Below are 11,705 nucleotides of genomic sequence, written 5' to 3' on the forward strand. Positions count from 1 at the left end.
GGATTACGGGACAGCCCTTAGAGCCGGCTCAGCGAGGCCGCCGCCGACAGGACGTCGCGGATCGCCTCGCGGTCGCCGTCCTGTCCGGCCGCCGCCTCCTCGGGCGCGAGATGGCCCGCCACCAACTGGCAGAACTCGACGCCGTCCAGCGCCACTTGGGCCACCGCGTGCTCGGCGGTGCCGACCGCGGCCGGTGAGTCGAGCGCGATGTACCAGTCCCCGCCGCCCGCGCCCTCGACCTCCAGATGCAGCGACCGCCCCGGCGAGCCCGGCACGACCAGCTGCCGGGCCGGTGACGCCAGGCCCGCCCGGCGGCGGGCCGCGAGGGCGGACGGGATCAGTTGCGCGGCGAGGTCGATCATCACGCGCAAGTGCGGGCCGCTCGGCGGCGGATACGGGTAGTCCACCGCCACGGCGATGTCCGATCCGTGGATCCAGCACTCGAAGGCCCTGTCGATCAGCGCGTCGCGCAACGGCAGGGCGAACTCGCCGTACGAGACGGAGAGTTCGGCCACCCCGCGCCCGGCGAAGGACACCGTTCTGAGCAGCTCGTGGCTCTGGTCGCGCCACGGTTCGTGGATCGTGCGGGTGGGCGGCGGATGCGCCGTACGCCAGAACGCCTCGGTCCGGTCGGTCGGCGACCGCGGTGCCGACGGGCCCAGCGGATCCTCAAGGCCCAGCGCCGAAGCCACCAGCCCGTCGACGGTCATCAGATGCCCGATGACCCCGGCGACCGTGGCCCTGCGCGCGACGAACTCCTCCTTCTCGAACCATCTGAGCTGGAGCGGCGCGTGCCACTCCGCGTCGCCGAAGTCGCGCAGCAGCGCGTCGAGCCGGGCGGTCTCCGCGTCGTACGGGGTGGCCCACACCGGCACGGGGATACGGGCGGCCCGGCGGTCGAGACAGGTCTCCAGCACCCGGGAGCGGAGCAGCGGAGGGAGATCCAGCGTGCGGTCGGTCTGCAACAGGCCGACGGCGTCTCGGAGTTTGAGGGCCTCGTCGGCGCACGGCGCGCACTCGGTGAGGTGGTTCTCGACGTGGGTCGTCTCCTCGGGCGAGCAGGCGGCCAGGGCCCACGCGCCGAGCAGGGATTTCAGTACGGAGTGCGAGGGCGGCGGCCCGGCAGGATCCGTGGGCGGCCAGGGCGACGGCGAACCCTGCGGGCCCCGGCCGCCGGTCATGTCCCGCTCCCGGGCCGGATCCGGCGGATGGGCCGGCTCGCGCGGTCTGCCGGGGGCCGAGCCCGTAACGCCGCTGGCCCCTTCGTCCGCCGACGCGTCGCCTGTGCCGTCCGCCGCGTGTGCCTCGTTGGCCTCATCCGGCTCGTTCGTCCCATCCGGCTCTTCCCGTTCCCGGCTCTCCTTCGCCCTCTGCGCGGCGCGCGCGGCACCCTCGACGGCCCGGCGCAGTACGTCCGCCGCGGGCGGCTCCAGGTCGTCCGCGGCGGCGCGCTGGCCGGGTATGCGCGGGATGCCGCGCACGTCGTCGGGGTCGTCGGGATTGCCCCGGCCCCGGCCGCCGTCGAGCGGCCCGCTCACAGCGACCGTCCGTTGCCGGGCGGTGACGAGCCCTCCAGGGGCCGGGTGTTCGCCGATGAGAGCAGTTGCAGACCGAGCCGGAGCCGGCGCCGCGCCTCGTCCTCGGTGACCCCGAGGTCGGCGGCGGTCTGCCGGTAGTCACGGCGCTGGAAGTACGCGAGGTCCAGCGCGGCGCGCAGCGACGCCGGCATGGAGGTGACGATGTAGTCGGCGCGTGCGGCGGCCGACGCCTCGCGGATCTTCTGTTCCAGCTCCTCCGCGGTGCCCTCGCCGCTGGCCTGACGGGCGGCCGTCTCCAGTTCGCGCAGCCGGTGCACCGCCTGGTGGCGGGTGAGCGTGGCGATCCAGGACCGCATCGAGCCCTGCTTGGGGTCGAAGGCGTCGGGGTGCTCCCACACGTAACCGAAGACCTCGCGGGTGATCCGGTCGGCGGCCTCGTCGTCGTCGAGCACCCGGTGGGCGAGGCTGTGCACGAGCGAGGCGAAGCGGTCGTAGAGCTCGCCGAGCGCGGCGGCCTCACCCCGCGCGAGCCGCTGCCGCATCCGGCGGTCCCAGCGGGACGGTGTGTCCTTTGCCATGAGACCCCCAGCCCCTGTGACCGCTCCGTCGTCCGACTCCGTGAGCTGACCCCGCCATTTCGAATGTACTGGCCAGTGTCATCGAAGTGCGCCCCTTTGCGTCAAGTGCGCCCCCGAAGGCCGTCCGAGATGATAAGGAATTTCCCCGGCTCCGGTGTCCGTTGTGTTTCATCGGTGGTCACAGGGGCAGCCGCGAGGAAGAAGGACGATCTCCAGGGAAGGTCCAGGCGTGACGCTCAAGGTGGACAAGGACGAGCACGGCCTGTGGACCGTGCTGCGCATCACCGGAGAACTGGATCTCGTGACCTCGCCCGTGGTCCGCCAGCACGTCCACGACGCGGTCGCCGCCGGCCGCCGTGAGCTGGTGCTCGACCTGTCCGGGGTGTTCTTCTGCGACTCCAGCGGCGTCGGCGTGCTCATCGCCTCCCGCAAGTTGTTGCGTTCCTGCCAGGGCCGGCTCCACCTCATCCTGCCCGCCCAGGGCGCGGAGGAGGGCTCGCATGTCAACCGCGTCCTCGCGGCTCTCGGCGTGCGCCGTCTCTTCGAGGTCTACTCGGACGTCTCCGAGGCCGTCGACGAGGAGGCCCAGCCCCTGTCGGCATAGGCCGGTCACGGCCAAGGCACTGGTCGGGCGCCGTTCATGTCCACCGGACAGACGTGAAGCCACCACACGGTGGCCCCCCGGCGTCGTACGCTCCCAGTCATGGACAGCGCAGAGTACGAGGGCAAGATCGCCTCCCGATTCGCCGCCTTCGACCAGGACGGCAACGGCTACATCGACCGCGAGGACTTCAGCGGAGCGGCAGCGGCACTGCTCGCGGAGTTCGGCGTCACCGCACGATCCGAGAAGGGGCAGAACCTCTACAACGGGGCCGAGGCCTTCTGGCAGGGCATGGCGGGTATCGCCGACGTCGACGGTGACCAGCGGGTCACCCGGCAGGAATTCATCACCGGCGCGGCGAAGAGACTGCGCGACAGCCCCAAGCGCTTCGCCGAGATCGCCCGGCCCTTCCTGCACGCGGTGATCGCCATCGCGGACGAGGACGGCGGCGGTGTCACGCCCGCCGCGGCCGAGCGCGTGCTGCTCGTGCTCGGCACGGAGCAGGCGAGGGCGGGGGAGGCCGCGCGGGCGCTGGACGCGGACGGTGACGGCCGGATCTCCGAGGAGGAGATCCTGACGGCGTTCGCCGAGTACTACGTGACGCCGGAGCCCTAAAGCGAGGGGCACCGGGCCGGCCGCCCGGAGCTGCGGAGGAGCCGCGGCCGGGCCGCACCGGAGAGCGTCACCATGCGTGACGAGGGAGCGCGCGCACATGTCGATACCGGGTTGTGTCCTTCCGGCGACCGTCACGGGCCGCAGTCGGCGGCAGGCTCCGGTACGCTCGCTCGGGTGCGAGTTTCGGTGGGACGAGACGGATCCGGTGTGGCCGGTACGGCGACGCCGGACCGGCGAATGCCTGCCGATCGCGCCGTTCGAAGGCGCCCGAAGCGTCCTTGTTCGACTTCCCGCAGAGCGCGTCGCACAGTATGCCTCACGCGTACTCCTTCGCGTTGGAATATGCCCGAAGCGCTTGTTGCGGTGACTGTACGTCAACCATGCTGTCCCACAAGGGAATCACGTTCTGTGACCTTGTCGTGGACCTTGTCGAGGCGCGAGGCGATGTGCCCGCCGGTTCGGATGGTGTGAGCGGTGCAGGTACTTCAGGTGCAGTTGGAGGTCGGGGCCGATCCGGCGGAGGTCGGCCGGGCCCGTCGATGGGCGCGTTCGCGGCTCATTGGTTCCGGAATGAACGACGACGAGCCGCTGGCGGAGACGCTGATCCTGCTGATCTCCGAGCTCGTCACCAACGCGGTGGTGCACACGGGCTGTCCGGCCGTGCTGCGGATGCTCTTCGGCTCGGGGGCCGTCGAGGCCGGGACCGTACGGGTCGAGGTCGCCGACACCAGTGCGCGACCGCCCCATCCGCGCCATGCGCAGGGCGGGGACACCAACGGGCGGGGCCTGGAACTGGTCGACGGGCTCGCCGACCGGTGGGGCTGGCAGCCGGAAGGCTCGGGCAAGCGCATCTGGTGCGAGGTGGACCGCTGTGAGCCGGACGGGAGCGCGGAGTACGAGCCGTCGGCGGCCGTGCGGGCACAGGGGCGGAACGACGGGATCGGGCGGTACGCGGTCGAGTTGCCGGTGACGACCGGGCGGCCCGTGGACGTGGACCGCCCCGCCGACGGCTCGTCGAAGGCCGTCACACAGGCCTGAGCGCCGCCGCCCCGCTGCCGTTCCGGGAATTGTCGCCGTTCCGGGCGCCGTCGATCGTCGGCGTCCGCTGCCCGGGGACGGCGCGGAAGGTCCGGCGGTAGACGGTCGGCGCGACACCGAGCGCCGCCTGGAGATGCTGGCGCATGGACTGCGCCGTACCGAATCCCGCGTCCTTCGCGATCTGGTCGACGGAGAGGTCCGTCGACTCCAGCAGATACCGCGCCCGCTCGACCCGTTGCAGGACCAGCCACTGTCCGGGGCTGATCCCCGCCTCCTCACGGAAGCGGCGCGTGAACGTACGCACGGACATCGACTCCTGCTCCGCCATGTCCCGCAGCTGGATCGGTTCGTGGAGCCGGGCGAGCGCCCAGGCCCTCGCCTTGGTGGTGGTCGCCAACTGGGCTTCCGGGACCGGGCGTTGGATGTACTGGGCCTGGCCGCCGTCCCGGTGCGGGGGTACGACCGTATGCCGCGCCACGTCGTTGGCGATCGCCGTGCCGTGGTCGCGGCGCACGATGTGCAGACAGAGATCGATCCCGGCGGCGACCCCGGCCGAGGTCAGGACATCGCCGTCGTCGATGAAGAGCACGTCCGCGTCGACCTTGATCCGGGGGAAGGTCCGCTGGAAGTGCGCGGCCGACGACCAGTGGGTGGAGGCGGGCCGCCCGTCGAGGAATCCGGCGGCGGCGAGCACGTAACTGCCCGTGCAGATGGAGACCATGCGGGTGCCGGGGCGCAAGTACGAGAAGGCGGCGCTGAGTTCGTCGGTGAGCCTGCCCTCCTCGTGGACCGGGCCGAGTTCGTACGAGGCGGGGACCAGCACCGTGTCGGCGGTGGCGATGGCCTCGGGGCCGCTCGTCACAAGGATGTCGAAGTCCGCGTTCGTACGGACCGGGCCCGGCGGGCGGACCGAGCAGGTGATCACGTCGTACAGCGGGGCGCCGTCGGGGCTCTTGGCGCGGCCGAAGATCCGCTGGGGGATGCCCAGTTCGAAGGGGAGGACCCCGTCGAGGGCGAGGACCACGACGCGGTGGCGCGGCCGGTCGCCGCCGCTCCCGGGAGTGTTCCCGTTCCCCGAACCGCACTCCGTCATCGTCCCGCCCCTCCCGTGCCGGTGGTCTGTGTCGTCCGTCATACGGAAACCCCTGGAGGTCCAGACCAGTACTTGATATCTGTCAGCCCTGTGACTGTTAAGCGCCCGAGGGACCCCGCCATTCCCGGCCCGGCCGGGACGCCGCTGTGGAACCGTAACTTCCGGCTCTTCTTCCTGGCCAGGACAGTGGCGCGCTTCGGCGACGGCATGGTGCCCGTCGCGCTCGCCGCCGGGCTGCTCGACGCCGGACACGGGGCGTCGTCCGTCAGTTTCGCACTCGGTGCGTGGATGGCCTGCTTCGCCGGATTCGTACTCTTCGGCGGGGTGCTCGCGGACCGGTTCACCCCGCGCCGGATGATGGTTCTCGCCGATGTGACGCGGCTGTTCGGGACAGCGGCCCTGGCGGTCCTCTTCGCCGGGGGAGCGCCGCCGCTCTGGCTCGTGTACGCGCTGAGCGCGGTCAACGGGCTCGGCGCCGCGCTCTTCCAGCCGGGCGTGGCCAGCATGCTGCCCGTGCTCTCGCCCGACGTACAGCGCGGCAACGCGGTGCTGCGGGTCACCGAGTCCCTGGCGACGATGGCGGGTCCGGCCGCGGCGGGCGCGCTGGCCGGCTTCGGCGGACCCGGCACGATCTTCGCGGTGAACGCGGCCACGTTCGGTATCAGCGGCCTGTGTCTCTTCCTGGTCCGGATGGCGACCATGAAGCCGGTGCGCGGCGACACGATGCTCACCGAACTGATCGGCGGCTGGCGGGAGTTCCGGGCCCGGTCCTGGCTGTGGGGCGTGATCGCGGTCTGGTCGGTGTACGGCGTCACGGTGCTCGGGCCGATGGTCCCGCTGGAGGCGGTGGTGGTCACCGAGCGGCACAGCTCGGCCATGTTCGGTCTGATGATGACCGTCCACGGCGCGGGCAATGTGGCGGGCGGGCTGCTGGCGCTGCGGCTGCGGCCCGCCAGACCGCTGTTCGCGGGGACGGTCGCGCTGCTCGCGGTCGCCGCGAACCTGCTGGTGCTTGCGTACGACGTCCCGCTGCCGCTGCTGGCCGCCGGGTTCTTCGTGGGCGGGGTGGCTCTGGCGTTCTGGCTGGTGATGTGGTCCACGACGGTCCAGACGATGATCCCGCCGGAGGCACTGAACCGGCTGCACGCGTACGACGTGGCGGGCTCCCTGATCATGCTGGCGGTCGGCCGCGCGCTGGCGGGTCCGGTGGCGGAGGCGGTCGGCACGCACGAGGTGCTGGTGGGCGGGGCGGTGGTGAACGTCCTGGTCTGCGGAGCGCTGTTCGCGTCCCGCCCGATCCGCGACCTCCCCCGCGCCCCCCGCCCACCCACACCGACGGGCGCCCCACCGCCGACCCCCCGGCCGCGGAAGTCACCGGCCTAGGGGCGCGTCCGGAAAGCCCTGCCTGGCCGGGGTGCCTGGCATGCATGCTTGCGGCGTTGTCGGAGTGGCCCAAGTGCGCCCAGTACGAGGGCGATCCTCCGCCGTGCGGTCGCACGCGCCAACGAGCCGTCGGCCGCTGCGCGGCGGGCGCGAGCCTCGTCCTGTGGGCGGACGACGCTACTTCGCGGGCGCCCTCCAGGCCGGGTCCGGAAAGCCCCGTCAGCCCCGCGGCGCCGCGACCCTTCGGATGCGCCCCGCGCCCACGGGACATGGGCCGCTACGCGGGCCTGCCTTGCGGGCGGACGGCGGTGCCTCCTGGTTCAGGGCGCCTGGGCGTCGGCTCTCGTGGGAGATACCGCCCTGTGGTCGCACGCGGCAACAAGCCTTCGGCCCCTCCGCTTCCGGCGGGCGACGCGCGCCCCACGCCTGTCCGTCGTAGGGCGCCGTGCCGAGTTCGGGGCTTCGGGTGGCCCGATCCTATTGGGCGCTGTCCTTCGGGCCGCTCGTGCGCGGCGTCCGTGGGGCGGATGCTTCTTGGCGTGACACAGACAGCCGAGACCCCCGCCCAGGGCCCCGCCACGCCTCCGAACCACCGGCCCCGGCTCCGGCCCCGTATCCACCGGGCCTGGTTCGTCGCTGCCGTTACCTTTGTGACGATCATCGGCGCCGCCGCCTTCGCCTCGCTGCCCGGACTGCTCATCGACCCGCTGCACTCGGAGTTCGGCTGGTCGCGCGGCGAGATCGGGTTCGCCGTCTCGGTCAATCTCGCCCTCTACGGGCTGACCGCCCCGTTCGCCGCCGCGCTCATGGACCGGTTCGGGATACGCCGGGTCGTCGCCGTCGCGCTCACCGTCATCGCGACCGGGTCCGCGCTCACCGTCGTCATGACCGCCGCCTGGCAGATGGTCCTCTACTGGGGCATCCTGGTCGGCCTCGGCACCGGCTCGATGGCCCTGGCCTTCGCCGCCACCGTCACCGACCGCTGGTTCGTCGCCCGGCGCGGACTCGTCACCGGCATCCTCACCGCGGCCGGCGCCTCCGGGCAGCTGGTGTTCCTGCCCCTGCTCTCCTGGCTCGTGCAGAACCACGGCTGGCGCCCCGCCTCCATCACCGTCGCGATGTCCGCGCTCGTCGTCGTCCCGTTCGTCTGGCTCCTGCTGCGCGACCACCCGGCGGACGTGGGGCTTCCGCCGTACGGCTCCGAGGAGTTCAAGCCCAAGCCGCCCCCCGTCACCGGCGCCGCGCGGCGGGCCGTCACCGTCCTGTTCCGGGCCGCCCGCACCGGCCCGTTCTGGCTGCTCGCGGGGACGTTCGCGATCTGCGGGGCCTCCACGAACGGCCTGATCAAGACGCACTTCATCCCCGCCGCGCACGACCACGGCATGCCGGTCACGGCCGCCGCCTCGCTCCTCGCCGTGATCGGTGTCTTCGACATCATCGGGACGATCGCCTCGGGCTGGTTCACCGACCGCTTCGACGCGCGCCGGCTGCTCGCCGTCTACTACGCGCTGCGCGGCGTCTCGCTGCTCTTCCTGCCGATGCTGCTCGCCCCGGACGTCCGGCCGCCGATGCTGTTCTTCATCGTCTTCTACGGCCTGGACTGGGTCGCGACCGTCCCGCCGACGATCGCCCTGTGCCGCGAGTACTACGGCGCCGACAGCGCGATCGTCTTCGGCTGGGTGCTCGCCTCGCACCAGATCGGCGCCGGGGTCGTCGCGTTCGCGGGCGGCATCGCGCGCGATGTCACCGGCTCGTACAACACGGTCTGGTACGCCTCGGGCGCGCTGTGCGCGGCGGCGGCGCTGATGGCTCTGCTGATCAGGAGCCGTACGAAGGCCGAGTCGGCGGACCTCCTCAACGCCCCTTGAGCGCCGGGGACTTGAGCGCCCGGGACTTGATCGCCTTCGCTATCCGCTCCGCGTCCATCGACAGCTCGCGCAGCATCCCGCTGATCGGATTCGTGAAGCCCGTGAAGTAGAGCCCCGGCGCCCGCTCGGACGTCCGCCCGCCCCGCACCACGGGGAGCCCGCGCTCGTTCAGTACGCCGAGGTGGCCCACCAGGCCCTCCAGGCCCCGGCGGTAGCCCGTCGCCGCGATCACCGCGTCCGGCGAGATCCGCGAACCGTCCGCCAGCACCACCTTGTCGCCGTCGAACGACTCGACCGCCGCGACCGGTTCGACCCGGCCGTCCCGCACCGCCGCGATCAACCCCACGTCCTGCACCGGGATGGCGCCCTCGCGCACCCGTGAGTACAGCCCGGTGTCGGGACGCGGCAGTCCCTGGGCCGCGAGATCGGGCACCGCGATCTTGCACATGAGCTCGCCCGCCCGGTCGACCAGCCGCGTCGGCAGCCGCCGGACCAGCATGCCGGTGCGCTGCGCGGGCCAGCCGAGGGTGGAACGGCGCACGATGTGCGGGACCGTGCGGATCGCGAGCCGTACGCGCGCCGCGCCGCCCTCCACCAGGTCGACCGCGATCTCCGCGCCCGTGTTGCCGACGCCGACGACCAGGATGTCCTTCCCCTTGTACGGGGCGGGGTTGCGGTACTCGCTCGCGTGCAGCAGTTTCCCGCCGTACGCCTCCGCCCCCGGCCAGGACGGCACCCGCGGGGTGTGGCTGTAGCCGGTGGCGACGACGACGGCGCTCCCGGTCAGCTCCCGGCCGCCGGTCCCGTGCAGCAGCCAGCTCTCGCCGTCCGCCGAACGCTCGATGCCGGTGATCTCGACACCGGTCACGATCTCCAGACCGTGGAACTCCGCGTACTTCTCCAGATAGCGGACCATCTGATCGCGCGAGACCCAGCGGCCGAAGGACCGCGGCATCGGGAGGCCCGGCAGCGCGGACAGCTTGCGGGTGGTGTGGAGATGGAGCCGGTCGTAGTGCCGGCGCCAGGAGGTCCCGACGGCCTCGGACTTCTCCAGTACGACTGCTCGTACGCCCTGCGCGCGAAGCGCCGCCGCGGCGGCGAGACCGCCTGGGCCGCCGCCGATGACGTACACGGGACGGTCGTTGGTGAGGTCGATGTCGCTGGCCATGAGAGCTGAGCGTAATCGAGCGAGCACTTGTTGGGTCTCGGTCAAGATGGGAATCGATTACGAATGGGTTACGTCCGGGTAAGTCCTGCGCGCAGAGGCTGAATCCGCGGTGAAAGCGGCGTGAATCCGACGCCCGCAGGGTGCTTCCCGGAAGGCTCCTCCCGGGATCAGTCGAGCACGGCCGTCGCCTCGATCTCCACCAGATGCTCGGGTACGTCGAGCGCCGCCACGCCCACCAGCGTGGCCGCCGGTACGGGGGCGAGCCCGAGCTTCGCGGACGCGCGGGCGGCTCCCTCCAGGAAGAGGGGCATCTTGTCCGGGGTCCAGTCGACGACGTAGACGGTCACTTTCGCCACGTTCTCGAAGGTGGCGCCGGCCCCGGCGAGGGCGGTGGCGACGTTGAGGTAGCACTGCTCCACCTGGGCGGCGAGGTCGCCCTCGCCGACCGTGGTCCCGTCGGCGTCCCAGGAGACCTGCCCGGCCAGGAAGACCAGCTTCGACACGGTCGCGACGGCAACCTGGTGGTAGGCGTCGATCTGCGGAAGTCCGGTGGGGTTCACCAGGTTGATGGCCATGCTGCTGCCTGCTTTCTGTTGCTGTGCACGGTCTCTTGCGGTTACTCGGAAACCGTAAGAGAGTGAGCTCTGACATGGAAGAACGCACTTTTTGGTGACTGGGGAACCTGATGGGAACCAAGCAGCTCAGCGGCACACCCGAGGACGCGGATCTCTCCCGCGCGGACTCGCTGGCGCGGGAGATCTTCTCGGACGTCGCCAACAAGTGGGCGCTGTTGATCATCGAGGCGCTGGGCGAAGGCACCCTGCGGTTCGGCGAGGTGCGGAACGAGGTCGACGGCATCAGCCACAAGATGCTCACCCAGAACCTGCGCATGCTGGAGCGCAACGGCCTGGTCGAGCGCACGGTGCATCCCACGGTGCCGCCGAAGGTCGAGTACACCCTCACCGAGCCCGGCCTTGCCCTGCGGGAGACGGTCGACCGGATGTGCGACTGGACCCACCGGTACATCGGCCACATCGAGTCCTCCCGCGACCGCTTCGAAACCGTCTGAGGGGCCGGATCCGCGGGGCGCGGTCTACGGCCAGAGGAGCTCGCGCGACCAGCCGGCGCCGCCGTCCGTCGTGGCCGGGTCCGCGCGGCGGTAGCGCAGCCGTACATGCCGGCGCTCGGTGTCGCCCTGGAAGAACTCGACCTCGTCGGCCGCCAGCACGTACCGCCTCCACGTCGGCACGGGCGCGTCCCGCTCGGCCTGCGCCCGCTGCCACGCCGCGTGCGAGGCGCGCGCCAACTCCTCGGCGGAGCCCAGCACTTCACTCTGTCGCCCGGTGAGAGCCGCGGCCAGCGCACCGGTGGACCGTACGGCCAGATCCGCCCGGCTCTCGTCCTCCCCGGCGGCGCTCACCGCACCCCGCACCCGCACCTGCCGCCCCTGCGCGGGCCAGTAGAACCCGAGCGCCGCCCACGGGCGGGCCGCCAGCTGCCGGCCCTTCGCGCTGGTGGCGTGCGTGGCGAAGTGCCAGCCGCGCTCGTCGGCGTCGTGCAGCAGCAGGGTGCGTACGTCGGGCCGCCCCTCGCCGTCGACGGTCGCGAGCGCCATGGCGTGCGGCTCGGCCTGCCCGGCCCCGGCCGCCTCGACGAACCACCGCTGGAACAGCACCAGCGGCAGATCGGGCACGTCCCCGGTGTCGAACCCGGCCAGACCGCTCTCCCAGACCCGCAGATCCCGCAGAACCGAGCGGAACGCCCGCTGCTCCTCGCTCACGTCGCTCATGGGCCCATTCAACAGCGCGGGCGGGGGCATCCGC

General features: G+C 72.0%; 12 protein-coding genes. 6 read left to right on the forward strand and 6 right to left on the reverse strand.

Features of this window, described 5'->3' with window-relative positions; genetic code table 11:
• Window positions 1-17: 17 nt before the first annotated feature.
• Window positions 18-1,538 carry a maleylpyruvate isomerase N-terminal domain-containing protein gene (locus OIE74_RS22070; RefSeq protein ID WP_329386299.1) on the reverse strand — a complete coding sequence of 507 codons (1,521 nt, stop codon included), beginning with the start codon at window positions 1,536-1,538 and terminating at the stop codon, window positions 18-20.
• Window positions 1,535-2,116 (reverse strand): sigma-70 family RNA polymerase sigma factor, encoded by a 582-nt coding sequence (locus OIE74_RS22075; protein WP_329386301.1) that lies wholly within the window; start codon window positions 2,114-2,116, stop codon window positions 1,535-1,537. The genes OIE74_RS22070 and OIE74_RS22075 overlap by 4 nt, the downstream gene beginning before the upstream one ends.
• 229 nt (window positions 2,117-2,345) lie before the next feature.
• On the opposite strand from OIE74_RS22075, the gene OIE74_RS22080 reads away from it, so the two are divergent.
• The 3 genes from OIE74_RS22080 (at window position 2,346) to OIE74_RS22090 (ending at window position 4,370) form a co-directional block, all read left to right on the forward strand.
• Window positions 2,346-2,720: an STAS domain-containing protein gene (locus tag OIE74_RS22080; RefSeq protein ID WP_329386303.1), complete on the forward strand. Its 375-nt coding sequence runs from the start codon at window positions 2,346-2,348 to the stop codon at window positions 2,718-2,720.
• Between the two features lie 99 nt (window positions 2,721-2,819).
• Window positions 2,820-3,332 (forward strand): EF-hand domain-containing protein, encoded by a 513-nt coding sequence (locus tag OIE74_RS22085; protein ID WP_329386305.1) that lies wholly within the window; start codon window positions 2,820-2,822, stop codon window positions 3,330-3,332.
• Between the two features lie 474 nt (window positions 3,333-3,806).
• Window positions 3,807-4,370, forward strand: coding sequence for an ATP-binding protein (locus tag OIE74_RS22090; RefSeq protein WP_329386307.1), 564 nt, complete (start codon window positions 3,807-3,809; stop codon window positions 4,368-4,370).
• On the opposite strand, the gene OIE74_RS22095 is transcribed toward OIE74_RS22090, so the two are convergent.
• A complete protein-coding gene (locus OIE74_RS22095; RefSeq protein ID WP_329392387.1) occupies window positions 4,357-5,463 on the reverse strand; it encodes a GlxA family transcriptional regulator in 1,107 nt (368 codons plus the stop codon). The two genes, OIE74_RS22090 and OIE74_RS22095, sit on opposite strands and share 14 nt — an antisense overlap.
• Before the next feature lie 90 nt (window positions 5,464-5,553).
• Here OIE74_RS22095 and OIE74_RS22100 point away from each other — a divergent pair, with 90 nt between their 5' ends.
• Window positions 5,554-6,846, forward strand: coding sequence for an MFS transporter (locus tag OIE74_RS22100; RefSeq protein WP_329386309.1), 1,293 nt, complete (start codon window positions 5,554-5,556; stop codon window positions 6,844-6,846).
• 527 nt (window positions 6,847-7,373) lie between these two features.
• Entirely contained in the window at window positions 7,374-8,714 is a 1,341-nt protein-coding gene (locus OIE74_RS22105; RefSeq protein WP_329386311.1) for an MFS transporter, read from the forward strand.
• Here OIE74_RS22105 and OIE74_RS22110 read toward each other — a convergent pair.
• Together OIE74_RS22110 and OIE74_RS22115 are read right to left on the reverse strand one after the other, a co-directional pair.
• The gene (locus OIE74_RS22110; protein WP_329386313.1) at window positions 8,701-9,882 is read right to left on the reverse strand and encodes a flavin-containing monooxygenase; all 1,182 of its coding nucleotides are present in this window, start codon (window positions 9,880-9,882) and stop codon (window positions 8,701-8,703) included. The two genes, OIE74_RS22105 and OIE74_RS22110, sit on opposite strands and share 14 nt — an antisense overlap.
• A 167-nt stretch (window positions 9,883-10,049) precedes the next feature.
• Window positions 10,050-10,457 carry a RidA family protein gene (locus tag OIE74_RS22115; protein ID WP_329386315.1) on the reverse strand — a complete coding sequence of 136 codons (408 nt, stop codon included), beginning with the start codon at window positions 10,455-10,457 and terminating at the stop codon, window positions 10,050-10,052.
• Window positions 10,458-10,567: 110 nt separating this feature from the next.
• Between OIE74_RS22115 and OIE74_RS22120 the strand changes: the two genes are divergently transcribed.
• The gene (locus OIE74_RS22120) at window positions 10,568-10,951 is read left to right on the forward strand and encodes a winged helix-turn-helix transcriptional regulator (RefSeq protein WP_329386317.1); all 384 of its coding nucleotides are present in this window, start codon (window positions 10,568-10,570) and stop codon (window positions 10,949-10,951) included.
• A 24-nt stretch (window positions 10,952-10,975) separates the two neighbouring features.
• On the opposite strand, the gene OIE74_RS22125 is transcribed toward OIE74_RS22120, so the two are convergent.
• Window positions 10,976-11,671, reverse strand: a complete 696-nt coding sequence (locus OIE74_RS22125) for a pyridoxine/pyridoxamine 5'-phosphate oxidase (RefSeq protein WP_329386319.1) — start codon at window positions 11,669-11,671, stop codon at window positions 10,976-10,978.
• Between the last annotated feature and the right edge of the window lie 34 nt (window positions 11,672-11,705).

The sequence above is a fragment of the Streptomyces sp. NBC_01716 genome (genome assembly GCF_036248275.1).
Lineage (GTDB): Bacteria > Actinomycetota > Actinomycetes > Streptomycetales > Streptomycetaceae > Streptomyces.